We start from the raw sequence: 24,676 nt of genomic DNA, 5'->3' as shown, positions 1-24,676 counted from the left end.
ACTCCCGCCGCTGATCGGGGGCGCGAGTCGCGGCGGGCCACTATACACGCGTAACACGTATATAGTGACGCGGTGACTAAAGTTCCCTCGTCGAACGACTTCACGGCGGCATCAAACCAGGCTGGGTCAAAGCCGGAGCCGGCGCCGGCGGCAGGACCTCCCGCCGAGGGCGGGCGACGGCGGCGCGACCTGATCCGGATGTCGTTGGCGGCCGGGCTCGGCGCGGCCGCCGGCGTGGCGGGGGTCACCGGCGTGGAGCGTTTCAACGAGCGTTATCCGCTCCCTTTTTACCGCGGCTACGCGGCCACCGTCCACAGTGGCCGACGGACGGAGCCGCGGCACCGTGAGGTGGCGGTCACCTGGGGGGTCAACACCACCAAGAAGCTGGTCGCGTTGACCTTCGACGACGGACCCATGCCGAACTGGACTCCGCAGGTGCACGCCATCCTGGCCGAGCACCGGGTCCGGGCAACCTTCTTTCTCATCGGGGAACGGGCGCTGGCGCACCGCGATCTGCTCGCGGGGCAGCTCGGCGAGCACGAGATGGGTAACCACACCTGGGCTCATCGGGATCTCGGGCGGATGGAGTACGCCGACGCGTACGAGGCCATCGAGCGGGGCGCACGGGCGATCGCCACCGTGACCGGCACGGAACCGACCCTGCTGCGCCCGCCGTACGGGCATCTCGGCGGCAGCGCGTTGCTGGCCGCAGCCGACTTCGGCGCCTCGGTGGTGCTGTGGAACCGGCAGATGGTGGAGACCGACTACCGGAACGACCAGGCGGGTCTGGTCGACTACATCGTCGGATCGTGCACCCCGGGAACGATCATGCTCGCTCACGACACGGGCGCCGACGAGCGACTGGTCGCCATCAAGGGGCTGCCCGACATGATCAAAGGGTTGCGCGCCCGGGGCTTTGAGTTCGTCACGGTCAGCGAGCTGCTCGGGGAACGGTGAGCATGCTTCGGGCCCCGAGCTACTTCGTCCTGGCCGCACTCCTCGACGGCCCACTGCACGGTTACGTGATCATCAAGCGGGTCGGCGCCCTCTCCGACAACTCGGTCCGGCTCGCCGCCGGCACGCTCTACGCGATCCTCGACCGGCTGGCCGAGGCGGCGCTCATCGAGGTCGTGAAGGAGGAGATCGTCAACGGGCGGGCCCGCCGCTGCTATGCCCTGACACCGCAGGGTCGGGCCACGGTGCTGGCCGAGGCGGGACGCCTCGCCGCGGCGGCGACCATCGTCACCGACCCAGCGCTGCGGCAACGCGCGCTCGCCCGCACGGCGATGAGCCTCGCGTGACCGACGTCCCCCCGGCGCTACCGCACGGTAATGCGTGTCTACCTCCGGTCGTACGCGCGGCAGCAGAGCCGACTCTGAGGGCGTGGCCCCCTGCTCGTCCTGCCCGCGAACGGGACCGCGGCCGGGCCCGCGGGCCCGGCCGCCGTTGCCCGTCCGTCAGTACGGTTCGTCGAGCTGCCCGCGCAGCTTGGTCAGCGCCCGGGCCAGCAGCCGGGACACGTGCATCTGCGACACGCCGATCCGCTCGGCGATCTGCGTCTGGGTCAGGTTGCCGTGGAAGCGCAGCGTGAGGATCTTCTGCTCCCGCTCGTCGAGCGTGGCCAGCGCCGGACCGAGGGCGACGCGCAGCTCGGCCAGCTCGAACTCGCCGTCCTCGCCACCGAGCAGGTCGCCCAGCTCGGTGGCGCGGTCGCCGTCGCCGGTCGGTGTGGACAGCGACACCGCGTTGTACGCGCGGGCACCCTCCAGGCCTTCCAGGACCTCTTCTTCGGTGAGGTTGAGGTGGGCCGCGATGTCGGCGACGGTCGGCGAGCGGCCGAGGGTCTGCAGCAGCGCGCCGTTGGCGTCGGAGATGGCCAGCCGCAGCTCCTGGAGACGCCGGGGCACCCGGATGTCCCAGGTGCGGTCGCGGAAGTGCCGCTTGAGCTCGCCGATGATGGTCGGGATGGCGTAACCGGCGAAGTCGACACCCCGGGAGGGGTCGAACTTGTCGATCGCCTTGATCAGGCCGATCGCGGCGGTCTGCGCCAGGTCGTCGGTGGGCTCGCCCCGACCGCTGTAGCGGTGGGCGAGATGGTTCGCGAGCGGCAGCCAGGCCTCGATCGCCTGGTCGCGCAGTGCGGGGCGCGACGGATGGTTGGCGGGCAGCGCGGCCATCGCGTTGAGCAGATCGGCGGCGCTGTCGGTGAGCGCCTGCCGGTCAAGCTTCTCAGAGGTGGACGGCGGCGTGGTCCGCTGCTCGCTGATCGTGTGCGCGGTCATGGCGTAGTCCTCCCTGCACCTCGTCGGCGGAAAAGGATGTGACGTTTCGGTTTAGAGCTGCTTCGACCGTTCGGAAGCCACCCTAACCCGATCAGCCATCGAAACTCTAGCCGAACGTATGAGGGATTTAAGTGACCCAAGAGATAAATCGGGGTGATTCCGGGCTGATTGCCTCTTCCGTCTGGTCCGGTTCGGGTGGCTGGTCGGCCACGTGTTGTTGACCATCCGGGTCGACGGGAAGGTCGACGGCTCTCTCACATTGTCGGCTTTCAGTCGTTGTCCCGCTGACGGGACTGCCCGTAGCGTGCGGGTGTACTCGACTACGGAGGCGCCGTGCTCGATCCCGCCGTACCGCAACTCGTCGTCAACGCCCGGGTGCTCCAGTTCAGCTGGCTCCCGGCGGAGCCCGACGCGGCCGCGGCGCTCGTGCCCACGGGGCTGCGGCCCCACCCCGACCGTCAGGTGTTCCTCTGCCAGTACGTGGTGGACGACGAGTCGCAGACCTCCGGCTTCGGCGCGTACTCCCTCACCTACCTCGGCCTCGCCCTCGACGACATCGACCCGCCGCCGGTGGGGGACACCCCCGGGGGCTGGTGGACCCACTACCTCGCGTCCAGCCCGCTGGTGCGCGCGTACGCCATCGCCCGAGGCGTCCCGGCGGCGCTCGGCGAGACCCGGCTCGAGCTGCGGGGCGAGCAGTTGACCGCGGAGACCCGCACGGACGGGCAGCCGATCATCCGGACCGTGTCCCGCGTCGGGCACACCGGCAGCCAGGTGCGCGGCGGGCACCACCGGTACCTGACGGTCTGGAACGGAAAAACACTCAGCGCCGACTACCCGTACGTGGCGGAACCGGTGACCCCGTTCGAGGTCGAGTCGGTCGAGTTCCTCGCCCCGGAGCACTCGGTCTACGCGCTGCGTCCCGCCAACCCGCTCGTGATCTGCGGGGGCTTCTATTCGCCGCGGGTGTCGTTCGCGTACCCGCCGGGGCCGGGCGCGCTCGACGGGCTCGGCGAGGTTTCGCGTCGCCCGAACGGGTAATTCCACCTCCGAGGTCGCAACGTCCTCCCGGCCGAGCCCCGGACGGCGTACGCCCATCACTTCTGGTCGGCGGAGCCCTTCGCGTGGGCGCTGCCGGATTCCCAGCCGCACCAGGAGGAGGCCACCGCATGCCCGCCGAGACGACGAACGCCGTGACCGAGTACCGCGACCAGGCGGTGGAGGGGGAACGGGGTGCGCTGGTGGCGGTCCTGTTGATGGTGATCCTCGGGGTGGCCGGCATCTTCGCCGTCTCCTGACCGCCGACGGGCGCCCCGGCAGAGCCCGGGACGCCCGCTGGGTGCGGTCCGGTCAGGGCCGGGTGCCCTCGCCGCCGGTGTGCGGCAGCCGCCCGGCCGGGATCACGCCGAGCCGGCCGGCCTGGTAATCCTCGAACGCCTGGATCAGCTCGTCCCGGGTGTTCATCACGAACGGGCCGTAGTGCGCCACCGGCTCCCGGATCGGCTGCCCGCCCAGGATGAAGAGCTCCAGCGCGGGCGTGTTGCCGTCCTGCCGGGCGTTCGCGGTGACCCGCAGCGCGTCACCCGGGCCGTGCACGGCCAACTGGCCGAGGTGCACCGGGCGGCGCTCGGTGCCCACCGTGCCCCGGCCGGCCAGCACGTAGACCAGCGCGTTGAAATCCGGCCGCCAGGGCAGGCTCAGCTCGGCGCCGGGCTGCAGCGTCACGTGGGCGATGGTGATCGGCGTGTGGGTCGAGCCCGGGCCCTGGTGGCCGGCGATCTCCCCGGCGATCACCCGGATCAGCGCGCCGCCGTCGGGCGTGGTCAGCAGCGCCGCCTGCCGGCCGCGGATGTCCTGGTAGCGCGGCGGGTTCATCTTCGCCACCCGAGGCAGGTTGACCCAGAGCTGGAGGCCGTGGAAGAGGCCGCCGCTCATCACCAGCTGCTCCGGCGGGGCCTCGATGTGCAGAAGGCCGGCACCGGCCGTCATCCACTGGGTGTCGCCGTCGGTGATGGTGCCGCCGCCGCCGTGCGAGTCCTGGTGGTCCATGATCCCGTCGATGATGTAGGTCACCGTCTCGAAGCCGCGGTGCGGGTGCCAGCTCGTCCCCTTCGGCTCGCCCGGGGCGTAGTCGACCTCGCCCATCTGGTCGAGGTGGATGAACGGGTCCAGCTCGGTCAGCGGCACGCCGGCGAAGGCCCGGCGGACCGGGAACCCCTCGCCCTCGTAGCCGCTCGGCGCGGTGGTCAGCCGGCGGACCGGGCGGAAGGCGGTGGACTCGGCCAGCTTCGGCAGGCGAGGCAGGACGAGTACGTCGTCGACGGTGATGGCGGGCATCGCGGGCTCCTTACTTGTCGGCCGGGGTGGACGCCGCGTCGCGGTCGGCGCGCAGGCGCCGGCCGAGCCGCTCGAAGACCCGGGTGAGGCAGGCGACCTCGGCGTCGTCGAGGTCGTCCATCAGGTGGGCGTGCACGGAGCGCAGGTGGTGCGGCGCGGCCTCGCGTAGCGCGAGCAGGCCGGCGGCGGTCAGCACGGCCTCGCTGCCGCGTCGGTCCTGCGGGCAGGACTGCCGGGCGACCAGGCCCCGCTTCTGCATCGAGGCGATCTGGTACGTCAGTCGGCTCGGCGAGAAGACCAGCCGGCCGGCCAGCTCGCCCATCCGCAGCCGCTGCCCGGGCGCCTCGGAGAGCAGCACCAGCACGTGGTAGTCGGCGAAGCTCAGCGCGCTGGCCGCGCGCAGGTCCTCCTCTAGCTGCGTGAAGAGCCGCTGGCTCGACTCGATGTACGCGCGCCAGCAGGCCATCCGCTCGCTGTCCAGACTCTCCGTCACGGCTACGAGAGTAGCACTATTTCAAATTTGAACAGAGGCTTGCGGGGCCGGCGGTGAGCGGCGTAACAGAGATAGCTGTCACCTGTAATTGGAATTTGAAGCGATCGTGTGACGCCGGCTACCGGGCGATCGAGCCGGGCTGGGACACGTGCAGTCGGCCGAGCAACTGCCGGGCCTGGTCGGCCAGCTCGGCCTCCACGGTCACCGCGTACTGGCCGGCCCGCAGCGAACTGGACGAGGTGAAGTCCCGTCGGCCCCCGGTCATCGCGTGGACCACCGCGCCGAACACGGCACCCCAGATCGCACCGATCACCAACCCCAACACGATCGCCGCGAGCCAGCTGCCCGCGGTGAAGATGCCGAACAGCAGCCCGATGAAGAGCCCGAACCAGGCCCCCGCCCCCGCGCCCACCAGGGCGGCCCGGCCGGCGGTCATCCGGCCCATGATCGTCTCGACCAGGGTGAGGTCGGTGCCGACGATCGAGGTTCGTTCCACCGGGAAGCGGTTGTCGGCCAGATAGTCCACCACCCGCTGGGCCGACGGATAGTCCGGGTACGACCCGATCGTGACGATCGGCGGGCCGGTCTGGGGTCCATGTCCGTCTTCGCTCGGCTTCGCGGGACGACCGCCCGGACCGGACGGGAGATTGTCGCTACCGGGCATCCCGGGCAGCCAGGCCGGCCTCGAGGGTCTGGTCATGCGCCTCCTCCTTCGTCAACCGCGGGCGTTCCCCGGGGAAAGGAGTGGTAACTCCCGCGGCGCGCCGGACGGCGGCCGAGCCGCGCCGGTCGCCTCGGCGCTTACGATCACCGGATGGCGGCGGACCGGGCGGGTGTGGTGGTGGTCGGCGCGGGCATCGCCGGGGTGGCGTGCGCCGGTGAGCTGGTCCGCGCCGGCATCCCGGTCCACCTGCGGGAACGAGCCCGGGTGACCGGCGGCCGGATGGCCAGCAAGCGGTTCGACGGCCGCCCCGCCGATCTCGGCGCGGCGTATCTCACCGTCGACGATCCCGACTTCGCCGCGGTGGTCGAGGGCTGGCGGGCCGCCGGCCTGGCCCGCGAGTGGACCGACACCTTGATCGCGTACGGGCCGGCGGGGCGCCGCGAAGCCACCGGCCCGATGCGCTGGGCCGCCCCGCGCGGGCTCCGCTCGCTCGTCGAGCACCTGGCGCGGGACCTTCCTGTCACGCACGACCGCCTGGTGATGACGGTGGCACCGGGTCCACGGGTGGACGGCCTCGCCTGCGAGGCCGCTGTGCTGGCCATGCCCGGCCCGCAGGCGGCCCTGCTGCTCGACCCCGCGCTGATCGCCGCCACCGCCGCAGTGGAGGGGCAGCGCTGGTCGTCGGCGCTGACCGGGCTGCTGCGTTTCCCGACCCGGCGCTGGCCGGACTTCCGGGGCGCTTTCGTCAACGCGCACCCCCTGCTGAGCCTGGTCTGCGACGACGGCGATCGGCGGGGCGACGGGGCGCCCGTGCTGGTCGCCCACACCACCCCCGAGTTCGCCGCGGGACACCTGCTCCAGCCCACCGCCGCCGGCCCGGCGATCGAGCAGGCGGTCCGCGACCTGCTCGGCCTGCCCGAACCGGCCGAGCTGGTGCACGTGCACCGCTGGACATACGCCAAGCCTGCCGCCGCCAGCGGGGGCGACGCGACGTACCACCTGGACGACGACGGGATCGGTATCGCCGGGGACGCGTTCGGGCGGCCCCGGGTGCAGAGCGCCTGGCGCTCCGGCCGGGATCTCGGCCGGGCCCTGGTCGCCCGCCTGCTCGCCGGACGCCGCTGACCAGTGCCACCGCACCCGGTCAGCCTCCGGTCGGCCCCGGCGGCGGGTCAACCCAGCGCGGCGATCGCGCTTTCGCCGAGGGCGTCCAGCAGCGCGCCGGGGTCGTCGTAGATCGCGACCGCACCGGCACCGGCAAGCTCCGCCCGGCTGGTGCCGCCGCAGGTCAGCCCGATGCAGGGAATGTCCAGCCTGCCGGCCGCCGCGACGTCCCAGACCGAGTCGCCGACGAAGACCACCCGCTCGGCGGCCAGCCCGGACCGCTCCAGCGCGGCGACCAGGATGTCCGGTGCCGGCTTGCTGCGCTGCGCGTCCGCCGACGAGGTGGCCGTGTCGATCACGTCGTCCGCGTCGAGGGCGGCCCGCAGGGCGGCCAGCTCACGTTCGGCCGCCGAACTGGCCAGCACCACCCGCAGCCCACGCGCCGCGCAGGCGCGCAGCAACTCCGCCGCGCGCGGCAGCGGCATCAGCCGCTCCCAGTACTCGGCGTAGCGAGCGTCGTGCACGTCGCGCAGCTGTTTGTCGGCGTCCCGGTTCCGCTCCGGCCCGAGCAGGTGGTCGAGGAGCTTGTCCGAGCCCATCCCGATGGATCGGTGGATCCGCGCCATCGGCACCCGGTGGTCGGCCTGGCGTAGCGCCTCCCACCAGCTCACCGTGTGCAGGTAGGTGGTGTCGACCAGGGTGCCGTCCACGTCGAAGAGGACACCGCTGCGGTTGTCGGTAGGCATGGTTCCACTTCTACCCGAACGCGCCGGCGTCGATGCCCGGCCTACGCCGGCGGGATGAGAATCTCGAACCAGACCGTCGAGCCGCGCACCGTGGGGTCGGTGCCCCAGGCGTCGCTCAGCTCCTCGATCAGCCCCAGGCCGCGCCCGCGGCTGCTCAGGGGGTCGGTCTGCGCCCGGGTCACCTGGCCCCGGGTGCCGGAGTCGGCGACCGAGACCAGCAGCCGCTCGGCGCTCAGGTCGATCTCCACCCGGGCGGCGGTGCCGGCGTGTAGCAACGCATTGGTGGTCAGCTCGCTGGTGCACAGCACCGCGGCGCCGATCATCCCCTCGGGCACCTGCCACTCGGTGAGCTGGGTGGTCATCCAGTGGCGTACCCGGCTCGGCGCGGTCGGCTCCGCCGGCACCTTCATGCTGGCCGAGCGGCTCGGCTTGACCGCGTGCTCCACGGCCAGCACCGCCACGTCGTCCTCCGTCGCGCCGGCCACGGCGGCGGTGGCCGCCGCGCAGAGCGCCCGGGGATCGCCGCTGGTCGCGGCCGTGACCGCCGCGCCCAGCCCGGCCAGCCCGGCGGACAGGTCCTGCCAGCGCCGCTCCACCAGCCCGTCGCTGTACAGCAACAGGGTGTCGCCGGGGTGGAACGGCACGGTGGTGGTGTGTGGGCGGTAGCCGAGCCCCAGCGGCGGCCCGGTGCGCAGCTCGACGTACTCGGCCGTGGGTTTGCCCTCGGCTCGGCAGCGCCGGATCAGCGGGGCGGGGTGCCCGGCGTTGGCCAGCGTGATCCGCTCCTGGTCGATCTCGATCACTCCGAAGACCACGGTGACGAAGAGTTCCGGTGTGCCGCCCTCGGTGCCGAGGCTGGCGACCAGCCGGTCCAGACCGGCAAGAACGGCGTCCGGGCGGGGATCGGTGAGCGCCAGCGCGCGCAGCGCCGCGCGTACCTGCCCCATCCGGGCGGCGGCCTGCATGTCATGCCCGGCCACATCACCGAGGACCACGCCGAGCGCGCCGGTGGGCAGCACGAAAGCGTCGTAGAAGTCGCCGCCGGCGGCGTTGCCGTCCACGCCCGGGTCGTACCGGGCGGCGATGCGCAGCCGGGGCAGGTCGGGCAGCTGCTCGGGGAGCATGCTGCGTTGCAGCAGTTGAGCGGTGCCGTGCTGGGTCTCGAAGCGGCGGGCCCGCTCCGCGGCCTGGCCGACCAGCTCTGCCGAGGCGGCGAGCAGCGCGCGTTCCGCCGGTGACCAGGAGTGGGTCGCCTGGTAGCCGACGGTCAGCGCGCCGCGGATCACCGCCGAGCGCAGCGGCAGGGCGGCCAGCGATCGGATCTTGTGGTCGTGCCGGTCCGTAGCGGAATCCCGCAGCGGTTGCCCATCGGCGGCGAAGACGGGCACGCCGCTTCGGGCGGTCACCGCCATGGGGAGGGGCGAGTCGGCCGGCACCCGTCGCCACAACGGCGGGAGCCGTTCGTCGGCCTCGTCCAGCAGTTCGCCGCGAATGCGGCGGACCATGCGCCAGGCCGACCCTTCGTCGACCCCGAAGGTGACCCGGTCGGCGTCGAAGGCGTCGAGGCAGTAGCGCAGGGTGATCCGGGCGACGTCGTCGAGGGTGAGCGTGCCGGCAAGCGCGGCGGCGAAGTCGCTCAGGCCCGCCAACTGCCGGGTGACCTGGCTGGTCTGCGCGGCCACGCTGAGCACGCCGATGGTCCGGCCGGCGCTGTCCCGGACGGGCGAGAAGCCGCGGGTGAAAGTGGCCGGCTCGGTGGGCCCGGTCTGGTGCCGGTCGACCGGCAGCACCGCCTCTCGCTCCAGGAACGGCTCGCCCCGCCGATACGCCCGCTCGATCACCTCGCCGGCGCCCGGCTCGTACCAGACGTCGGCGAAGACCTCCGCCGCCGGCCGCCCGAGCGCCCGCGGGTGCCGCGCCCCGATCAGCGCGGCGTACCCCTCGTTGTAGATGAGGACCAGGTCGTCGCCGTAGAGCAGGGCCATCGGCACGGGCGAGGCGAGCACCAGGTCGACCACGGCGCGGACGGCCGGATCCCACTTTTCGGGGGCGCCGAGCGGCGTGTCGGCCCACCGGAGGGCCGACAGGGCGGTTGCCGTGCTGGACGCGGCCGCGCCCGGGCCGGTGGGCACTCCCGAGGTGGGTGCTGATGGCGTGGGTACCCGCCCGACCATGCCTGGCATGACGGCAGCCTATCCGGAGCGTGGCGAAAAGGTTTCGGTCAGCCGGGGCGAGGCGGGGTCAACGGGGAATGACCTGCCCGTCAGGGGGCAGAAGTCAGAAGGCAATCGCCGACCCGGTGGAGGACACGCGATGGCGCGACAGGCGAACGGACCGGACGAGGCGCACCGCCGGCCGGCGGGCGTGAGTGACGCTACGGTGGCGGCGCTCGGCAAGCTCAGCGAGGCCCTGGAGACGGTGGAACGGGCTCGTGGGCACCTCTATGCGCTGCACCAGCTGATCGGCCACGCCGATCTGATGCTCGACGGCGCGGTGGGACTGTTCCGCTGCGCCGGCCACCAGGAGATCGCGGACGTGATCGGTCGGGACCTGATCGGCCGCAACGTGATCGCCGGCCGCTGGACCTTCCAGATCGTCGAAGATTTCGACGACGGGTACTACGCGCTCTTCCGGGAGCTGGACCGCCGGGCCCGCGACGAGCTGGCCGGCGGTCGGCGCCACCTCTACGAGGCGGAGATGAAAGAACACCGGCGCAGCCCCGGACGGCCGGGGCACGAGGCGCGCCCCGGCACCGACGGTTAATCGCCGCAGGAGGCGTCCGCCGCCTGGCGGCGGCGGGCGTCGTCGGCAATGATCACGGTCGCCACCATGAGGGCCACCACGAGGCTGAACAGCCAGGAGGCGTCGGAGACCAGCTTGGCGGCGACGGGCGCCTGGACGGCGGCGAGCAGGAAACCCAGCCAGGCCAGGCGGCGCTGACGCGGGGTGAGGAAACCGGAGCCCTGTTGCATCCCGGAAGTGTTACGCGGGCTCCGGGCATCGCCGTCCCCCGTTCGGGCGATTTTAACTCGGCTGTCTGTTTCCGGGGCGCCGGCTCACGCGTCCGGGCCGGTCCGGCCGGTGGTGGACGGCCGGTACGCCCGGTCCGCGTCGGTCATCTCCCGCCGTTCGGCCTCCGGGCCGGCGCCACGGTCCACCGCCTCGGGTCCGTGGCCGAACGCGGACTCCTCACCGGCGTCGTTGCCGGTGACGTCGTCGGCCTGCCCGTCAACGGTGGACCGGGCGAGCGCCCGGTCCAATTCGTGCAGGGGTATGCGGGTCTCGTCGCGCCACACGTGGCGATCGTTGTCGGTCATGCCTCGGCGGTACCCGGTCGTGGTGATCGCAAACGGCTATCGGCGGCTCGGGACATCAGGGGGTCGGCCGGTCGATCGTGCCCCGCCAGGCACCGGTCTCCTGCCCGCGCCGCTCGATGAACTGCTTGAACTGCTTGAGGTCGTTCTTGGCGCGGCGGTCCACCATGCCGAGCTTGTCGCCGGTTTGCTCGACCACACCCTGCGGCTCGAACTCCAGTTGCAGGGTGACCCGGGTGTGCCGGTCGTCGAGGCGGTGGAAGGTCACCACGCCGGCCTGCCGGCTCCCCCCGGTCGACCGCCAGGCGACCCGCTCGTCCGGCAACTGCTCGGTGATCTCGGCATCGAACTCGCGCCGCACGCCGGCGATCTCGACGGTCCAGTGCGTCATCGTGTCGGAGAGCTGCCGGACCTCCTGGACGCCCTGCATGAAGTGCGGAAACTCCTCGAACTGCGTCCACTGGTCGTAGACGGTGCGGATCGGAACGGAAACATCCACGTATTCGACAACATCACTCATCGCGACCCCTCCTCTCCGCTGGTGTCGGTTCCGGATCGCGGGTCGATCCGGTCACCAGCGCGTGGTCTCGTTCTTGTGCCCCAGCGCGGCCCACACCTCGGAAATCGTCTGGTAGCGGGTGCCGTCGGGCAGGCTTTCCAGGGCGGCGACGACATCGGCCGGCGCCTGGTTCTCCCGCGCGTTGGCCACCAACGTCTCGCGGTCCCCGGGCAGGGCGACCATGGTGATGAACCGGCCGAGGCGACTGCGTGCCTCGACGTCGTCCATGCTCATCCCCTGCGGGTTGCCGCCGCGGCTCGCGCCGGCCGTCAGCGTCTTCGGCTCCGGCTGGTCCTCACCCGCCGGCTCGGGCTGGCGGGACTCCTCGACGCGCGAGCCGCCGGCGCCCGGCCCCTGCACGAGGCCTTCGACGTCCTGGGCCATGTTGTCGTCGACCCTGGGTGAGTGCTTGCTGTTGCCTCGTTCCATGCCGTCAGACATGCCCGAGGGGATCGGAGGTAAACCGGGGCCGAGCGGCCGGGCCGGTCAGCAGGCCACGAACCGGCCGAAGCCGCTCACACCTGAGCCGGGGCGCGGGGCGGCAGCACCGGCTCGCCCGGGTCCCCGGCGCCGGTCTGCATCACCCGCCCGCGCTGAACTTCGGCGTCGACCTGCACGCCCAGCATGAGCGCGCAGTTGGACAGGTAGAGCCAGACCAGAAAGGCGATGACCGCGCCGAGGCTGCCGTACGTCACGTCGTAGGAGCCGAAGTTGGCGACGTAGAGGCCGAAAGCGGCGGAGGCGAGCACCCAGGACAGCAGGGCGAGGGCACCGCCCGGAGTGAGCCAGCGGAACCGGGGCTGCCGGACGTTCGGGGCGATCCAGAACAGCAGGGACAGCAGCGTCATCGCCACCAGCGCCAGCAGCGGCCATTTCGCCACCGTCCACACCGTGCGCGCCAGCCCGCCGGCATGCAGCCGGTCGCCGACCGCGTCGGTGACCGGGCCGCTGACGATCAGCCCGGTGGCGACCACGGCGAGCAGCAGCAGCGACAGCGCGGCCAGGCCGATCTGCAGCGGGCGCAGCTGGTAGAACGGCCGCCCCTCCCGTACCCCGTAGATCGCGTTGGACGCCCGGGTGAACGCGCCGATGAACCCGGACGCCGACCAGAGCGCGCCGAGCAGGCCGAAGCTGAGCAGCGCCTTGGCCGGCCCCCGCTGCTCCACCACCCCGCGGACGGCGCCGACGAAGGCGTCGTTGCCGACCACCGAGCCGGCGCCGATCTCCCGGGCCAGGTCGATCACCGTGTCGACGGTCCGCTCACCGTCGGACACCAGCCCGACCAGCGCCACCACCACGACGGTGGCGGGAAAGAGCGCCAGCACCCCGTAGTAGGTCAGCGCCGCCGCCCAGTCGGCGCAGTTGTCCGTGACGAAGTTCCGTCCGCTGCGGGCGAGCACCCCGCGCCAGGTGGACCAGCTCAGCTGGCGTACCCGCCGGGGGAGCGGGGCCTGTTGCCGGCCGGTGACCGCCGGCTTTGTCGTCGCCGCCATGACCGCCTCCTCGACGCCGGTGCGCACCTGTCGCGCGTGGCCCGGCGGTACCCGGCCGGAGGAATCGACAAACCGGGTGCCGGTTTGCCGCCGGGACGTGGGGGAACGGTCATAGGAAGCCATCGAGATGTCAGGAGGACGAGATGCCCGGGCGCGAGGTGCTGCCCAGTACGCTGCGACGCTCCCCGGAGAAGGCGCAACGGACCTGGGCGAAGACGCACGATTCGGCCGTGGAGACGTACGGCGAGGGACAGCGGGCGCACCGCACCGCGTTCGCCGCCCTGAAGCACGAGTACGAGAAGGTGGGCGATCACTGGGAGTCGAAGGGACGCAAGGGCCCGAGCGACCGGCAGGCCGCCGGGGGTGGCCCGGAGCGGCGGGCGCCCACGGCGGGCGGCGTGGACGCCAACGCGCCGAAGGAGCATCTGATGGAGGTCGCCAAGAAGCTGGACGTGCCGGGCCGGTCCCGGATGACCAAGCCGGAACTGGTGAAGGCGATCCAGAAGGCGAACCTCCGCCAGACGACCGAGACCCGCGAGAAGGCCAAGGCCCGCGGTCGCTGACCCGCAGGCACGCAAGGTGGCTGCCCAATGCGGGCAGCCACCCTTTCGGCTACCAGTGGCCGCCGCCCGGGGCCTCGATGTGCACGGCTTTCACCGTGCTGAACTCGTCGAGCAGCTCCGGGCCGTACCCGAAGCCCTGGCCGCTGCCGCGGCGTGGCTGCGCGGCACCGCCCGGCGCGCCCCCGAAGACCGCGTTGATCTTGACGGTGCCCACCGGCAGCTCCCGCCAGGCCCGGTGGGCGTGGCTCATCGAGCCGGTCAGCACAGTGGCGGCCAGCCCGTACGGGGAGTCGGCCGCGCACCGCAGCCCCTCGGTGAACGAGTCGACCACGACCACCGGGGCGACCGGCCCGAAGGTCTCCTCCCGGACCAGGGTCATCTCGTGCCGGCAGTCGGCGACCACGGTCGCCGGGTAGAAGGCGCCCGGGCCGTTCGGGATCTCCCCGCCGGTTCGGATCCGCGCCCCCTCGGCCTCCGCCGAGGTGACCTGCCCGTGCACGTGATCCCGGTGCCGCCGGTCGACCAGCGGCCCGAGCTGCGTGCCTGGCTCCCGCCCCGCGCCCAGCCGCAGCGCCTCGGCCCGCTCGACGAGCGCGTCGACGAAGTCCTCCGCCACATCCCGGTGCACGTAGATCCGTTCCACCGCGACGCAGATTTGCCCGGCGTTGGCGAAACAACCCAGCGCCGCCTGCTCCGCCGCCCAGACCGGGTCGACGTCGGCGTCGACCACCAGCGGGTCGCTGCCGCCGTTCTCCAGCAGCAGCTTCGCGCCGGTGCGGGCGGTGGCGGCGGCGATCGCCCGGCCGGTGGCGGTGGAGCCGACGTGGGCCACCACGTCCACGGCCTGCCCGGCCAGCGCCGCGCCCACCTCGCCGCCGCCGACGAGCAGCGACAGCACGCCGGCGGGCAGCGCGGAGTCCAGGGCCCGGGCCAGCAGCCACCCGGTGGCGGGGGTGCGCTCACTCGGCTTGTAAAGCACCACGTTGCCGGTGACCAGGGCCGCGCCGAGCAGCCCGCAGGAGACCGCCACCGGGTCGTTCCAGGGGGTGATCGCGGCGGCCACGCCGCGCGGTTCGGGGGCCATGAAGTCGAGGGCTCCGTGGCCGCCGTGCAGCGTCCGCGCACCGCGCACCGGGCCCAGCTCCGCGTACTGCCGGAGGGTGCCGATGCCGGCCGCCACGCCGCCACGCGCGTCGTCCAGCGGCTTGCCCATCTCTGCCGTGGTGGCCTGGGCCAGCTCCTCGGCGACCGCCGCCACCGCGTCCGCCGCCCGGTGCAGCGCCGCCGCCCGTTCGGCCGGGGCGGTCGCGGCCCACTCCGCGGCCACGCCCCGGGCGGCCTCGACCGCCTTGGCCACCTCGTCCGCCGTCGCCACCGGCGCGGTGGTCACCGGCGAGCCGTCGGCCGGATCGGGTACGACCAGCTCACCTCCCGCGCCCCCGGCGCCCCACACCCCACCGATGAGCTGCGCAACCGTGTACATGCGGCGGTGGATGCCCCGGCCCGGGCGAGGCAAACGCGTTTCGCCCGGTAACCGGCCGGGTAGCCGGATCGGATCTACCGCTGACTCGGCCTCTCCAGGTTGCGGTGCCGGTTGCGCAGCTTGAACGGCATCAGCGCACTCTCGATCTTGGTGGCGGTGGTCATCTTCGAGTCGCCCTCCCGGCGTTCCTCGAAACGGATCGGCACCTCCAGGATGGTGTGTCCCAGCTTGGTGGCGAGGTAGTGCATCTCCACCTGGAAGCTGTACCCGTTGGACTGCACCCGCTCCAGCCCGATGTCGCGCAACGCCTCCGCCCGCCAGATCTTGAAGCCGGCGGTCAGGTCCCGGATCCGTACCCGCAGCAGAGTGTGCACGTAGAGGTTGGCCCAGCCGCTGAGCGCCCGCCGGTACAGCGGCCAACTCTCGTCGAGCTCGCCGCCGGGCACATAACGTGAGCCGATGACCACGCTGGCCTGAGTGGCGAGTAGCGCGCCGAGCATGCCGGGCAGCGCCTCCGCCGGGTGGGACAGATCCGCGTCCATCTGCGCGACAAAATCCGCACCGTCGTCGAGCGCCCGGCTGATCCCGTCCACATACGCCCGGCCGAGCCCCTCCTTGCCCGGGCGGTGCGCCACCAGCACCCGGCCCGGGTGCTCGATGGCCAGCTTGTCGGCCACCTCGCCGGTGCCGTCCGGGGAGTTGTCGTCCGCGACGAGCACCTTCAGCCCGGGCAGCGGCAGGGCGAGGAGTCGCTCGACCAGCACCGGAAGGTTGCCCGCCTCGTTGTAGGTCGGAACGACGACGGTCAGGCGTGCGTCGCGCCACGGAGAGGGCAACTGCACGGGTTCGATCATCACGGACATCCTCGGTCGGCCGACAGGGTTCACCTGAGAGGGTAGCCAGTCGCCCCGTCAGTCCCGTGCAGGCGTCCGCCCGGGGGATTCCGAGCCGGGCCGGTCGGTTAGCTTCTCGGGGGTGGTGGGTATCGCCGGACCGGGTCGGCGCAGCGGCGTCCCCGCCGAAGTTGATGTTTACTCCTCGGGGGGTCGGGAACCCGCCGCCCGTGCGACGGGACCACGAGCGGGATCAGTGCAGGTCAGCCCGGGTTGACCCGGTTGCTGACCGATTCCCGTCCGGCCTGTACGACGCGGTGCTGCTCGACCGCGACGGCACGCTGATCGAGGACGTGCCCTACAACGGCGACCCGGAGAAGGTTCGACCCGTGCCCGGCGCGCGGGAGGCCCTGGACCGGCTGCGCGCGGCCGGCCTGCGTCTGGCGGTGGTCAGCAACCAGTCCGGCCTCGCCCGGGGCTGCTTCACCGCCGACCAACTACGCCGGGTCAACGCGCGGGTGGAACAGCTGCTCGGACCGTTCGACAGCTGGCAGATCTGCCCGCACGGCGAGCCGGACCGGTGCACCTGCCGCAAACCGGCCCCGGGCCTCGTGCACGCCGCGGCCCGGGCGCTGGGCACCACGCCGACCCGGTGCGTGCTGGTCGGCGACATCGGCGCCGACATGATCGCCGCCGCCGCGGCCGGCGCTGCCGGCATCCTGGTGCCCACCCCGGCTACCCGGCCGGCGGAGGTGGCCGCCGCGCCCACGGTCGCCGGCGACCTGCCGGGCGCGGTCACGGAGATCCTGCGCCGGATCCGCCTGGTGGCTGCCCCGGCCGCCCCGCGCCGGAGCGGCACGGTGCTGGTGGCGCGCAGCGACGCCGCCGGGGACGTGCTGGTCACCGGCCCCGCCATCCGGGCGGTCGCCGCCGGCGCGCAGCGGGTGGTGCTGCTCTGCGGGCCGCGCGGCCGGGCCGCGGCCGAACTGCTGCCCGGCGTCGACGAGATCGTCGAGTGGCCGCTGCCCTGGATCGACGCCCCGGCCGGCGCGGCCGACCCGGCGGATCTGCGCCGGCTCACCGACCGGCTCGCCGCGCTCGGCGCGCAGGAGGCAGTCGTCTTCACCTCGTTCCACCAGTCGGCGTTGCCCCTCGCCCTGTTGCTGCGGCTGGCCGGGACCCCTCGAATCAGCGCGATCAGCGACGACTATCCGGGTGCCCTGCTCGACGTCCGGCACCGCGTACCGGTCGGGGTGCCGGAACCGGAGCGCGCGCTCTCCCTCGCCGCGGCGGCCGGCTACGCGCTGCCCGCCGACGACGAGCCGGGCCTGCGGCTGCGCGCCGACCGGCTGCCGCCCGCCCCAGCCGGGCTCGGGGCACCGGGCTACGTCGTGCTGCACCCGGGTTCCTCGGTGGAGACCCGGGCCTGCCCGCCCGAGCTGGCCACCCGGATCGTCCGGGTGCTCAGCGCCGCCGGCTACCGGGTGGTGGTGACCGGCGGGCCCGACGAACGGGAGTTGACCGCCCGGGTCGCTGCCGCCGGCGGCCTCGACCTGGGCGGGTGCACCGGGCTCGGCGAACTCGCCGCGGTGATCGTCCGGGCCGGCGCGCTGGTGGTCGGCAACACCGGGCCGGCGCACCTGGCCGCCGCGCTCGGGGTTCCGGTGGTCAGCCTGTTCGCCCCCACCGTCCCGTTCGGACAGTGGGGGCCGTACCGGGTGCCGACCGTTCGGCTCGGCGATGCCGGGGCCGCCTGCCGCGACACCCGGGCCACCCGCTGCCCGGTCCCCGGCCACCCCTGCCTCTCCGCCGTCGAGCCGGGGCGGGTGCTGGAGGCGCTGCGGCTGCTCGGCGTATCCGCCGACGCGCCGGAGCCCCTGGCCGCAGTCGTCGGGGTGGTGCGATGAACGTGCTGCTCTGGCACGTGCACGGGTCCTGGACCACGTCCTTCGTGCACGGCAAACACCGCTACCTGGTGCCGGTCACCCCGGACCGGGGCCCGTACGGCCTGGGCCGGGCGCGCACCTACCCGTGGCCGGACAACGCCGTCGAGGTGACCCCGCAGGAGGTGGGCCGGGCCGAGGTGGACGTGGTGCTGCTGCAGCGCCCCGAGGAGTTCGACCTGGCCTGCGAGTGGCTGGGCCGCCGGGTGGGCCGGGACGTGCCGGCGATCTACGTCGAGCACAACACCCCGAAGGGTGACGTGCCGAACACCCGGCACCCGATGGCCGACCGCGACGACCTGCTGCTCACCCACGTCACCGGATTCAACGAGCTGTTCTGGGACAACGGCCGGACCCGCACCGCCGTGGTCGAGCACGGGGTGGTCGCCCCGGCCGTCGAATGGACCGGCGAGCTGGACCGGCTCGCCGTCGTCATCAACGAGCCGGTACGTCGCTGGCGGGTCACCGGTACCGACCTGCTGCCCCGCTTCGCCGAGATCGCCCCGCTGGACGTCTACGGCCTGGGCGTGGCCGGGCTGGCCGACCGGCTCGGGCTGCCGCCGGAGCGGCTGACCAGCCACGACGACGTGCCGCAGCACGCCATGCACGCCGAACTGGCCCGGCGGCGGGCGTACCTGCACCTGTGCCGGTGGACCTCGCTCGGGCTGAGCCTGATCGAGGCGATGACCATCGGCATGCCGGTGGTGGCGCTGGCCACCACCGAGGCCGTGGCGGCGGTGCCGCCGTCCGCCGGTGCCCTCTCCACCCGGGTCGACGTGCTGCTGGAGGCGGCCCGCGGCCTCGTCGGCGACCCGGTGGCGGCACGCCGTGCGGGCGCCGCGGCCCGGGCCGCGGCCCGAGACCGCTACGGCCTGGAGCGCTTTCTCGCCGACTGGGACCGGCTGCTGGAGGAGGAAGTATGCGCGTCGCGATGATCTCGGAGCACGCCAGCCCGCTCGCTGTCCTCGGCGGGGAGGACGCCGGCGGCCAGAACACGCATGTCGCGGAGCTTTCCGCCGCGCTCGCCGCCGCCGGCCACGACGTCCGCGTCTACACCCGGCGCGACGCCGTGGACCTGCCGGTGGCGGTCCGCGCCCCGGACCGATACGACGTGGTGCACGTGCCTGCCGGGCCGGCCGAGCCGGTCGCCAAGGACGACCTGCTGCCCTACATGCCCGCGTTCGGGGAGTGGCTCGCCGACCGGTGGCGGGTCGGCGACTGGCAGCCCGAGGTGGTGCACGCCCACTTCTGGATGAGCGGCCTGGCCGCCCTCGCCGCCGGCCGACGGACCGGGGTGCCGGTGGTGCAGACGTACCACGCGCTCGGCACGGTCAAGCGACGCCACCAGGGTGCCCAGGACACCAGCCCGCCGGACCGGATCGGACACGAGCGGGAACTGGGCCGCTCGGTCGACCGGGTGGTGGCCCAGTGCCAGGACGAGGTCGCCGAACTGGTGCGGATGGGAGTGCCACGCTCCCGGATCACCGTCGTCCCGTCCGGGGTGAACCTGGCCACCTTCGCCCCGCTCGGCCCGGTCGCCGAGCGGGACGGAGACCGGCCGCGCGTCCTCACCGTCGGCCGGCTGGTGGAACGCAAAGGCTTCCAGGACGTCATCCGGGCCACCGCGCTGGTCCCCGACGCCGAGTGCGTGGTGGTGGGCGGGCCGCCGGCCGGGTTGCTGGAGACCGACGCGTACGCGCTGCGGCTGCGGGCGCTCGCCGAGGCCCACGGGGTCGCCGACCGGGTCAAGCTGATCGGCGCGGTGCCCCGCGAGGAGATGGGGCGCTGGTACCGCTCCGCGGACGTGCTGGTCGCCGCGCCCTGGTACGAGCCGTTCGGGCTCACTCCCCTCGAAGCGATGGCGTGCGGCGTACCGGTGATCGGCACCGCCGTCGGCGGCCTGATCGACACGGTGGTGCCCGGGCGGACCGGCGACCTGGTGCCGGCCCGGGACCCGGCGGCGCTCGGGGCCGCGATCCGCCGGCTGTTCGGCGACCGGATCCGCCGCTTCGCGTACGCCACGGCGGCGCTGGAACGGGCCCGCACCCGCTACTCCTGGTCGACCACGGCGGATCGGCTCGCCGCGATGTACGGCGAGGTGGTCGCCGTGGGTCGGCCCACCCGGGTGGTCGCCTGATGGCGGCGCCCGGGCCGGCTGTGGGTGGGACGGTGCTGGAGGACCACCTGACCCTGCTGGCCGCCGCGCTGCTGCCGTTGCGCGAATCGGAGCAGCTGCTGGCCCGCTGGGGCGGGGAGTTGGCGCACCGGCTGGCGGCCGGTGGGCGGCTGCTGGTGGCCGGCAACGGCGGGAGCGCCGCCGAAGCTCAGCATCTCACCGCCGAACTGGTCGGCAAGCTCCGCGCCGACCGGGCGCCGCTCTCCGCGATCGCGCTGCACGCGGAGACCTCCGCGCTGACCGCCATCGGCAACGACTACGGCTTCCCGGAGGTCTTCGCGCGCCAGGTCCGCGCCCACGGCCGCCCCGACGACATTCTCCTGCTGATGTCCACCAGCGGCGCCAGCGGCAACCTGCTCGCCGCCGTCCGGGCCGGACGCGAAACCGGGCTGCGCTGCTGGGGTTTCACCGGCCCGGCGCCCAACCCGCTCGCCGACGCCTGCCACGAGAGCCTCGTCATCGACTCGCCGGAGAGCCAGGTGGTGCAGGAGTTGCACCTGGTCGCCACCCACGTGCTCTGCGAGTACGTCGACCGGGCCCTGCCGGCGGCGCTCACCGCGGCCGCGGTGGGGCCGGCGCCGGCCGGCCCGGTGCGTACCGGCGTCGAGGTGGTGCTCGGGGACGGTGCCAACCAGGTGCAGGCCCGATGAGGAGGTCGAGCGTGAGGGGACCCGTGGTGGTGCTCGGCGACACCCTGCTGGACCGGGACGTCGAGGGCGTGGTGAATCGGCTCTGCCCGGACTCCCCGGTGCCGGTGCTCGACGAGACCACGTACGCCGACCGGCCGGGCGGCGCGGGCCTGGCCGCCGCCTTCGCCGCCGCCGGGGACACCGAGGTCGCGCTGGTTACCGCTATCGCCGACGACGCGGGCGGGGCCCGACTCAGCACGCTGCTCGCCGCCGCCGGCGTGCAGCTGTACGCGCTGCCGCTGGCCGGTGCCACCCCCGAGAAGGTCCGGCTGCGGGCGCGGGGGCGGGTGCTGCTGCGCCACGACCGGGGCGGCCCGGCCAGCCCGCCCGGTGAGCCGAGCGAGGCGGTGCTGCGCCTGCTCGCCGACGCCGCCGCGGTGCTGGTCAGCGACTACGGCCGGGGCGTGGCCGAGCAGCCGGCGCTGCGGGCCGCGCTCGCCGCCACCCGCGCGCCGGTGGTCTGGGATCCGCATCCACGTGGCCCGGCCGCGGTGCCCGGGGTACGCCTGGCCACCCCGAACGAACCCGAGGCACGTGAGCTGGCCAAGGCGCGGCCGGGCGAGTCGCGGCTGGTCACCGCGTCCCGAAGCGCCCAGGTGCTGCGCCGCCGCTGGCGGGCCGGCGCGGTGGCGGTGACCCTGGGCGGGGACGGCGCGCTGCTCTGCCACGCCGGCTCCGCCCCGCTGGTGGTGCCCGCCCCGGCCAGCGCAGAGGGGGACACCTGCGGGGCCGGGGACCGGTTCGCCGCGGCGGCCACCCTCGCCCTGGCCCGGGGCGCGCTGGTCTCCGAGGCGGTGCAGGAGGCGGTCGCCGAGGCATCCGCGTACGTGTCCGGCGGGGGCGTGGCGGCCGCGCTGCCCGCCCCGGTCCGGGACGCCTCGCCGTCGGTGGTCAGCGGCGGCGGCGAGCGGATCGGCGCGGTCGCCGCCGGCGCGCTGGTCGCCGAGGTACGCGCGGCCGGCGGCACGGTCGTCGCCACCGGCGGCTGCTTCGACCTGCTGCACGCCGGGCACGTGGCGACGCTGGAGGCGGCCCGGCAGCTCGGCGACTGCCTCGTCGTCTGCCTCAACTCCGACACCAGCGTGACCGGGTTGAAGGGACCGCAGCGACCGGTCGTGCCGCAGGGCGATCGCAGCCGGCTGCTCGCCGCGCTGAGCTGCGTGGACGCCGTGCTGATCTTCGACGAGCCCACCCCGCACGCGGCGCTGTCCTGGCTGCGTCCGGACATCTGGGTCAAGGGCGGCGACTACGCCACCGGCGGCGGCGAGCAGACCCTTCCCGAGGCGGAGATCCTGGCCCGCTGGGGTGGACACACGGTGGTCGTGCCCTACCTGGACGGCCGGTCCACCACCGACATGATCGCGGCGGCCCGGTCCCGGCGGCAACCGACGGAGGAGGCGGCATGAGCAGTCAACCCGGAGGCGGCCCCACCGTGCTGGTCACCGGCGGATCGAGCGGGCTGGGGGCCGCGGTGGTCGTCGCGGTGGCCCGCGCCGGCGGTCGCCCCCTCGTGCTGGACCGGCAGCGACCCGGCGACGGGGTGCCGTGGATCGAGTGCGACCTGGCCGACACCCGGGCCGCCGAGACGGCCACCCGGGACCTGGCGGAACGCTCCGGCGGCCTGGACGCCGTGGTCACCGCCGCCGGCGTGGACGTGCCGGGGAAACTGGCCGACGTCCCGGGCGAGACCTGGGAGCGGGTCGTGACGGTCGACCTGTTCGCCACGGCCGCGGTGATCCGCGCCGCCCTGCCCTTCCTGGAGGCGTCCCGGGGGAGCATCGTCACCATCGCCTCCACGCTGGGCGTCAAGGCGGTCAGCGACGCCACCGCCTACTGCGCGGCGAAGTTCGGGGTGGTCGGCTTCACCCGGGCGCTCGCCGCCGAACTGGCCGGCACGGTCGGCGTCACCCTGCTGATCCCGGGCGGCATGCGTACCGCCTTCTTCGACACCCGCGACGAGCGGTACCGCCCCGGCCCGGACGCCGTGCTCAACGAACCCGCCGACACCGCCGCCGCCGTCATGTTCGCCCTCTCCCAGCCACCCGGCTGCGCGGTACGCGAGATGGTGGTCTGCGCCGAGCAGGAGTCGTCGTACCCATGATCCTGGTGTTGCGGGCGCTCGGGGTCGGCGACCTGGCGACGGCGGTGCCGGCGCTGCGCGGCCTGCGGGCCGGCTTCCCCGGCCGGGAGTTGGTGCTGGCCGCGCCGGCCTGGCTCGCGCCGCTGGCCGACCTGGTCGGTGTGGTCGACCGGGTGCTGCCCACCGACGGGCTGGCCGATCGGCCGTCCTGGATGGTGCCGCCGCCCGAGGTGGCGGTCAACCTGCACGGGCAGGGGCCGCTATCGCACCGGATGCTCGCCGCTACCCGCCCCGGCGTGCTGTTCGCCTTCGCCAATCCAGACGCGGGGCACGCCGCCGGCCCGGCGTGGGACAACGACGAGCATGAGGTCCGCCGCTGGTGCCGGCTGCTGCACTGGTACGGCCTGCCGGCCGACCCGGCCGACCTGGCGCTGCGACGCCCGCCCGAGGTCGGGGTCCCGGCCGGCGCGACCGTGCTGCACCCGGGCAGCAAGATCCACGCGAAGCGCTGGCCGGCGGAGCGGTTCGCGGCGCTCGCCCGGGCGCTGACCGACCGGGGGCACCGGGTGGTGCTCACCGGCACCGCCGACGAACGGGACCTCGCCGGCCGGGTCGCCCGGGCGGCCGGCCTGCCGCCGGACGCCGTGCTCGCCGGCCGGACCGGCCTGGCCGACCTGGCCGCGCTGGTCGCCGACGCCCGGCTGGTGGTCAGTGGCGACACCGGGGTGGCCCACCTGGCCACCGGGTACGGCACCGCCTCGGTGGTGCTCTTCGGCCCGGTGCCGCCGGCCCGCTGGGGGCCGCCGGTGGACCGACCCCGGCACCGCGTGCTCGGCCCGACGTTGGCGGCCATCGGGGTCGACGAGGTGCTGGCCGCCGTGGACGAGGCGGTGCGGGTCTCCGGTGCGGTTGCGGCGTAGTGATCCGGGTCGGCCGGGGTACGGACGCCGGCGGCGCGGCAAGGGCTGGAGCTTCGTCGACTCGTCGGGTGAGCCGATCCGCGACGCCGACGAGCTGACCCGGCTGCGCGAACTGGTCATCCCCCCGGCCTGGCGGGACGTCTGGATCTCGCCGTACTCGAACGGGCACATCCAGGCCATCGGCATCGACGCGGCCGGGCGTAGGCAGTACCTCTACCACCCGCGGTGGCGCCAGACGCGGGACGAGGCCAAGTTCGACCACGTGGTGGAGGTGGCCCACCGGCTGCCCGTGCTGCGCGACCGGGTCGACCACGATCTGGCGCTGCGCGGGTTGCGGCGGGACCGGGTCCTCGCCACCGTCGCCCGGCTGCTCGACATGGGCATGTTCCGGGTCGGCAACGACCAGTACGCCACCGGCGACGACCCCACGTTCGGCGTGTCCACGCTGCGCCCGGAGCACGCCCGCTCCCGGGGCGGCTGTGTGGTTCTCGAGTTCCCGGCGAAGGGTGGCCTCGAGCAGGTACGCCGGATCGAGGACCCCGAGCTGTGCCGGGTGCTGACCAACCTGCGCCGCCGGCGGCGGGCCGCGGAGCGGCTGTTCGGCTACTGGGACGGCCGGGGCTGGCGGGACGTGCGCAGCGATGAGGTGAACGACTACCTGCGCGACGCCAGCGGCGGGGAGATGACCGCCAAGGACTTCCGCACCTGGCACGCCACCGTGCTGGCCGCCACCGAACTGGCGACCGTCGGCGCGCAGAGGTCGGTGACCGCTCGCAGGCGGGCGGTCGCCGCGGTGATGCGTTCCGTTGCCGAACTGCTCGGCAACACGCCCACCGTGGCACGCACGTCCTACGTGGACCCACGGGTGGTGGACCTCTACCACGACGGGGTGGTGGCCGCCGTGGAGTCGCGGATGCCGCGGGAGACGGTGGAGCAGGCCGTCCTGACGCTGCTGGAGGCGGAGGCGTGACCGGCACCGGGCGATCGCCCGCGACTG

The 24,676-nt window shown here is 73.8% G+C and carries 28 protein-coding genes; 15 read left to right on the top strand and 13 right to left on the bottom strand.

The features are described 5' to 3' along the window. The first annotated feature begins 72 nt into the window (after nt 1-72). Together ABZ671_RS08700 and ABZ671_RS08695 are read left to right on the top strand one after the other, a co-directional pair. Entirely contained in the window at nt 73-957 is an 885-nt protein-coding gene (locus ABZ671_RS08700; RefSeq protein ID WP_357853490.1) for a polysaccharide deacetylase family protein, read from the top strand. Between the two features lie 2 nt (nt 958-959). Further along, nucleotides 960-1,301 (top strand): PadR family transcriptional regulator, encoded by a 342-nt coding sequence (locus ABZ671_RS08695; protein WP_357853824.1) that lies wholly within the window; start codon nt 960-962, stop codon nt 1,299-1,301. Between the two features lie 156 nt (nt 1,302-1,457). Here ABZ671_RS08695 and ABZ671_RS08690 read toward each other — a convergent pair whose 3' ends face one another. Beyond that, a complete protein-coding gene (locus ABZ671_RS08690) occupies nt 1,458-2,282 on the bottom strand; it encodes a SigB/SigF/SigG family RNA polymerase sigma factor (RefSeq protein ID WP_357853487.1) in 825 nt (274 codons plus the stop codon). Nucleotides 2,283-2,615: 333 nt separating this feature from the next. Here ABZ671_RS08690 and ABZ671_RS08685 point away from each other — a divergent pair, with 333 nt between their 5' ends. After that, nucleotides 2,616-3,323, top strand: a complete 708-nt coding sequence (locus tag ABZ671_RS08685; RefSeq protein WP_357853484.1) for a hypothetical protein — start codon at nt 2,616-2,618, stop codon at nt 3,321-3,323. A gap of 128 nt (nt 3,324-3,451) precedes the next feature. Beyond that, nucleotides 3,452-3,580: a hypothetical protein gene (locus tag ABZ671_RS08680; protein ID WP_357853481.1), complete on the top strand. Its 129-nt coding sequence runs from the start codon at nt 3,452-3,454 to the stop codon at nt 3,578-3,580. A 52-nt stretch (nt 3,581-3,632) separates the two neighbouring features. Here ABZ671_RS08680 and ABZ671_RS08675 read toward each other — a convergent pair whose 3' ends face one another. The 3 genes from ABZ671_RS08675 to ABZ671_RS08665 all read right to left on the bottom strand — a co-directional run bounded on the left by ABZ671_RS08675 (nt 3,633) and on the right by ABZ671_RS08665 (nt 5,812). Beyond that, nucleotides 3,633-4,619 carry a pirin family protein gene (locus ABZ671_RS08675; protein ID WP_357853478.1) on the bottom strand — a complete coding sequence of 329 codons (987 nt, stop codon included), beginning with the start codon at nt 4,617-4,619 and terminating at the stop codon, nt 3,633-3,635. Between the two features lie 10 nt (nt 4,620-4,629). After that, complete coding sequence (locus tag ABZ671_RS08670) at nt 4,630-5,112, bottom strand: MarR family transcriptional regulator (protein WP_357853475.1); 483 nt, start codon at nt 5,110-5,112, stop codon at nt 4,630-4,632. Nucleotides 5,113-5,230: 118 nt separating this feature from the next. Then, nucleotides 5,231-5,812 (bottom strand): general stress protein, encoded by a 582-nt coding sequence (locus ABZ671_RS08665; protein WP_357853473.1) that lies wholly within the window; start codon nt 5,810-5,812, stop codon nt 5,231-5,233. Between the two features lie 114 nt (nt 5,813-5,926). Between ABZ671_RS08665 and ABZ671_RS08660 the strand changes: the two genes are divergently transcribed. Beyond that, the gene (locus ABZ671_RS08660; RefSeq protein ID WP_357853470.1) at nt 5,927-6,901 is read left to right on the top strand and encodes an FAD-dependent oxidoreductase; all 975 of its coding nucleotides are present in this window, start codon (nt 5,927-5,929) and stop codon (nt 6,899-6,901) included. A 47-nt stretch (nt 6,902-6,948) separates the two neighbouring features. Here the strand turns inward: ABZ671_RS08660 and ABZ671_RS08655 are convergent, their stop codons facing one another. Further along, entirely contained in the window at nt 6,949-7,626 is a 678-nt protein-coding gene (locus ABZ671_RS08655; RefSeq protein WP_357853466.1) for an HAD family hydrolase, read from the bottom strand. Between the two features lie 41 nt (nt 7,627-7,667). Continuing rightward, a complete protein-coding gene (locus ABZ671_RS08650; RefSeq protein WP_357853463.1) occupies nt 7,668-9,809 on the bottom strand; it encodes a SpoIIE family protein phosphatase in 2,142 nt (713 codons plus the stop codon). Nucleotides 9,810-9,939: 130 nt separating this feature from the next. Between ABZ671_RS08650 and ABZ671_RS08645 the strand changes: the two genes are divergently transcribed. Continuing rightward, on the top strand, nt 9,940-10,389 hold the full coding sequence (locus ABZ671_RS08645) for a hypothetical protein (protein ID WP_357853460.1): 450 nt from the start codon (nt 9,940-9,942) through the stop codon (nt 10,387-10,389). On the opposite strand, the gene ABZ671_RS08640 is transcribed toward ABZ671_RS08645, so the two are convergent. From ABZ671_RS08640 to ABZ671_RS08620, 5 genes are all read right to left on the bottom strand, one after another. After that, nucleotides 10,386-10,598 carry a hypothetical protein gene (locus ABZ671_RS08640; RefSeq protein ID WP_357853457.1) on the bottom strand — a complete coding sequence of 71 codons (213 nt, stop codon included), beginning with the start codon at nt 10,596-10,598 and terminating at the stop codon, nt 10,386-10,388. The genes ABZ671_RS08645 and ABZ671_RS08640 overlap by 4 nt on opposite strands. A gap of 84 nt (nt 10,599-10,682) precedes the next feature. Continuing rightward, nucleotides 10,683-10,943: a hypothetical protein gene (locus tag ABZ671_RS08635; protein WP_357853453.1), complete on the bottom strand. Its 261-nt coding sequence runs from the start codon at nt 10,941-10,943 to the stop codon at nt 10,683-10,685. Between the two features lie 55 nt (nt 10,944-10,998). After that, entirely contained in the window at nt 10,999-11,460 is a 462-nt protein-coding gene (locus ABZ671_RS08630; RefSeq protein ID WP_357853450.1) for an SRPBCC family protein, read from the bottom strand. 51 nt (nt 11,461-11,511) lie between these two features. After that, a complete protein-coding gene (locus tag ABZ671_RS08625; RefSeq protein WP_357853821.1) occupies nt 11,512-11,928 on the bottom strand; it encodes a DUF2795 domain-containing protein in 417 nt (138 codons plus the stop codon). Nucleotides 11,929-12,014: 86 nt separating this feature from the next. Beyond that, on the bottom strand, nt 12,015-12,992 hold the full coding sequence (locus ABZ671_RS08620) for a YihY/virulence factor BrkB family protein (RefSeq protein WP_357853447.1): 978 nt from the start codon (nt 12,990-12,992) through the stop codon (nt 12,015-12,017). 143 nt (nt 12,993-13,135) lie between these two features. Here ABZ671_RS08620 and ABZ671_RS08615 point away from each other — a divergent pair, with 143 nt between their 5' ends. After that, nucleotides 13,136-13,555 (top strand): ChaB family protein, encoded by a 420-nt coding sequence (locus ABZ671_RS08615; RefSeq protein ID WP_357853444.1) that lies wholly within the window; start codon nt 13,136-13,138, stop codon nt 13,553-13,555. Between the two features lie 49 nt (nt 13,556-13,604). Here the strand turns inward: ABZ671_RS08615 and ABZ671_RS08610 are convergent, their stop codons facing one another. Both ABZ671_RS08610 and ABZ671_RS08605 read right to left on the bottom strand, forming a co-directional pair. Beyond that, entirely contained in the window at nt 13,605-15,038 is a 1,434-nt protein-coding gene (locus tag ABZ671_RS08610; RefSeq protein ID WP_357853441.1) for an aldehyde dehydrogenase family protein, read from the bottom strand. 74 nt (nt 15,039-15,112) lie between these two features. Next, nucleotides 15,113-15,892, bottom strand: coding sequence for a polyprenol monophosphomannose synthase (locus ABZ671_RS08605; RefSeq protein WP_357853438.1), 780 nt, complete (start codon nt 15,890-15,892; stop codon nt 15,113-15,115). 296 nt (nt 15,893-16,188) lie between these two features. Here ABZ671_RS08605 and ABZ671_RS08600 point away from each other — a divergent pair, with 296 nt between their 5' ends. The 8 genes from ABZ671_RS08600 to ABZ671_RS08565 are packed head-to-tail and all read left to right on the top strand — an operon-like array spanning nt 16,189 to nt 24,649. Then, a complete protein-coding gene (locus tag ABZ671_RS08600) occupies nt 16,189-17,778 on the top strand; it encodes an HAD-IIIA family hydrolase (protein WP_357853818.1) in 1,590 nt (529 codons plus the stop codon). Continuing rightward, nucleotides 17,775-18,749: a glycosyltransferase family 1 protein gene (locus ABZ671_RS08595; RefSeq protein ID WP_357853435.1), complete on the top strand. Its 975-nt coding sequence runs from the start codon at nt 17,775-17,777 to the stop codon at nt 18,747-18,749. The genes ABZ671_RS08600 and ABZ671_RS08595 overlap by 4 nt, the downstream gene beginning before the upstream one ends. Further along, nucleotides 18,734-19,951: a glycosyltransferase gene (locus ABZ671_RS08590; protein WP_357853432.1), complete on the top strand. Its 1,218-nt coding sequence runs from the start codon at nt 18,734-18,736 to the stop codon at nt 19,949-19,951. Before ABZ671_RS08595 ends, ABZ671_RS08590 begins: the two co-directional genes overlap by 16 nt. Then, nucleotides 19,951-20,640: an SIS domain-containing protein gene (locus tag ABZ671_RS08585; RefSeq protein ID WP_357853429.1), complete on the top strand. Its 690-nt coding sequence runs from the start codon at nt 19,951-19,953 to the stop codon at nt 20,638-20,640. The genes ABZ671_RS08590 and ABZ671_RS08585 overlap by 1 nt, the downstream gene beginning before the upstream one ends. A gap of 11 nt (nt 20,641-20,651) precedes the next feature. Continuing rightward, a complete protein-coding gene (locus ABZ671_RS08580) occupies nt 20,652-22,085 on the top strand; it encodes a PfkB family carbohydrate kinase (RefSeq protein WP_357853426.1) in 1,434 nt (477 codons plus the stop codon). Continuing rightward, complete coding sequence (locus tag ABZ671_RS08575) at nt 22,082-22,780, top strand: SDR family oxidoreductase (protein ID WP_357853423.1); 699 nt, start codon at nt 22,082-22,084, stop codon at nt 22,778-22,780. Before ABZ671_RS08580 ends, ABZ671_RS08575 begins: the two co-directional genes overlap by 4 nt. Next, nucleotides 22,777-23,679 (top strand): glycosyltransferase family 9 protein, encoded by a 903-nt coding sequence (locus ABZ671_RS08570; RefSeq protein WP_357853420.1) that lies wholly within the window; start codon nt 22,777-22,779, stop codon nt 23,677-23,679. Before ABZ671_RS08575 ends, ABZ671_RS08570 begins: the two co-directional genes overlap by 4 nt. Next, on the top strand, nt 23,663-24,649 hold the full coding sequence (locus ABZ671_RS08565; RefSeq protein ID WP_357853417.1) for a DNA topoisomerase IB: 987 nt from the start codon (nt 23,663-23,665) through the stop codon (nt 24,647-24,649). Before ABZ671_RS08570 ends, ABZ671_RS08565 begins: the two co-directional genes overlap by 17 nt. The last annotated feature ends 27 nt before the right edge of the window (nt 24,650-24,676 follow it).

Source organism: Micromonospora sp. NPDC006766 (assembly GCF_040636055.1).
Classification (GTDB): domain Bacteria; phylum Actinomycetota; class Actinomycetes; order Mycobacteriales; family Micromonosporaceae; genus Micromonospora.
Note: the sequence above shows the minus strand (reverse complement) of the source record. Positions and strands in the feature narration are given on the sequence as shown.

Coding starts and splice junctions, on each gene's coding strand:
- ABZ671_RS08665 (WP_357853473.1), bottom strand. CDS start 5,812: ATGACCAGACCCTCGAGGCCGGCCTGGCTGCCCGGGATGCCCGGTAGC.
- ABZ671_RS08625 (WP_357853821.1), bottom strand. CDS start 11,928: ATGGAACGAGGCAACAGCAAGCACTCACCCAGGGTCGACGACAACATG.
- ABZ671_RS08660 (WP_357853470.1), top strand. CDS start 5,927: ATGGCGGCGGACCGGGCGGGTGTGGTGGTGGTCGGCGCGGGCATCGCC.
- ABZ671_RS08695 (WP_357853824.1), top strand. CDS start 960: ATGCTTCGGGCCCCGAGCTACTTCGTCCTGGCCGCACTCCTCGACGGC.
- ABZ671_RS08570 (WP_357853420.1), top strand. CDS start 22,777: ATGATCCTGGTGTTGCGGGCGCTCGGGGTCGGCGACCTGGCGACGGCG.
- ABZ671_RS08680 (WP_357853481.1), top strand. CDS start 3,452: ATGCCCGCCGAGACGACGAACGCCGTGACCGAGTACCGCGACCAGGCG.
- ABZ671_RS08630 (WP_357853450.1), bottom strand. CDS start 11,460: ATGAGTGATGTTGTCGAATACGTGGATGTTTCCGTTCCGATCCGCACC.
- ABZ671_RS08605 (WP_357853438.1), bottom strand. CDS start 15,892: ATGATCGAACCCGTGCAGTTGCCCTCTCCGTGGCGCGACGCACGCCTG.
- ABZ671_RS08675 (WP_357853478.1), bottom strand. CDS start 4,619: ATGCCCGCCATCACCGTCGACGACGTACTCGTCCTGCCTCGCCTGCCG.
- ABZ671_RS08575 (WP_357853423.1), top strand. CDS start 22,082: ATGAGCAGTCAACCCGGAGGCGGCCCCACCGTGCTGGTCACCGGCGGA.
- ABZ671_RS08655 (WP_357853466.1), bottom strand. CDS start 7,626: ATGCCTACCGACAACCGCAGCGGTGTCCTCTTCGACGTGGACGGCACC.
- ABZ671_RS08615 (WP_357853444.1), top strand. CDS start 13,136: ATGCCCGGGCGCGAGGTGCTGCCCAGTACGCTGCGACGCTCCCCGGAG.
- ABZ671_RS08585 (WP_357853429.1), top strand. CDS start 19,951: ATGGCGGCGCCCGGGCCGGCTGTGGGTGGGACGGTGCTGGAGGACCAC.
- ABZ671_RS08640 (WP_357853457.1), bottom strand. CDS start 10,598: ATGCAACAGGGCTCCGGTTTCCTCACCCCGCGTCAGCGCCGCCTGGCC.
- ABZ671_RS08645 (WP_357853460.1), top strand. CDS start 9,940: ATGGCGCGACAGGCGAACGGACCGGACGAGGCGCACCGCCGGCCGGCG.
- ABZ671_RS08635 (WP_357853453.1), bottom strand. CDS start 10,943: ATGACCGACAACGATCGCCACGTGTGGCGCGACGAGACCCGCATACCC.
- ABZ671_RS08650 (WP_357853463.1), bottom strand. CDS start 9,809: ATGCCAGGCATGGTCGGGCGGGTACCCACGCCATCAGCACCCACCTCG.
- ABZ671_RS08610 (WP_357853441.1), bottom strand. CDS start 15,038: ATGTACACGGTTGCGCAGCTCATCGGTGGGGTGTGGGGCGCCGGGGGC.
- ABZ671_RS08595 (WP_357853435.1), top strand. CDS start 17,775: ATGAACGTGCTGCTCTGGCACGTGCACGGGTCCTGGACCACGTCCTTC.
- ABZ671_RS08590 (WP_357853432.1), top strand. CDS start 18,734: ATGCGCGTCGCGATGATCTCGGAGCACGCCAGCCCGCTCGCTGTCCTC.
- ABZ671_RS08620 (WP_357853447.1), bottom strand. CDS start 12,992: ATGGCGGCGACGACAAAGCCGGCGGTCACCGGCCGGCAACAGGCCCCG.
- ABZ671_RS08690 (WP_357853487.1), bottom strand. CDS start 2,282: ATGACCGCGCACACGATCAGCGAGCAGCGGACCACGCCGCCGTCCACC.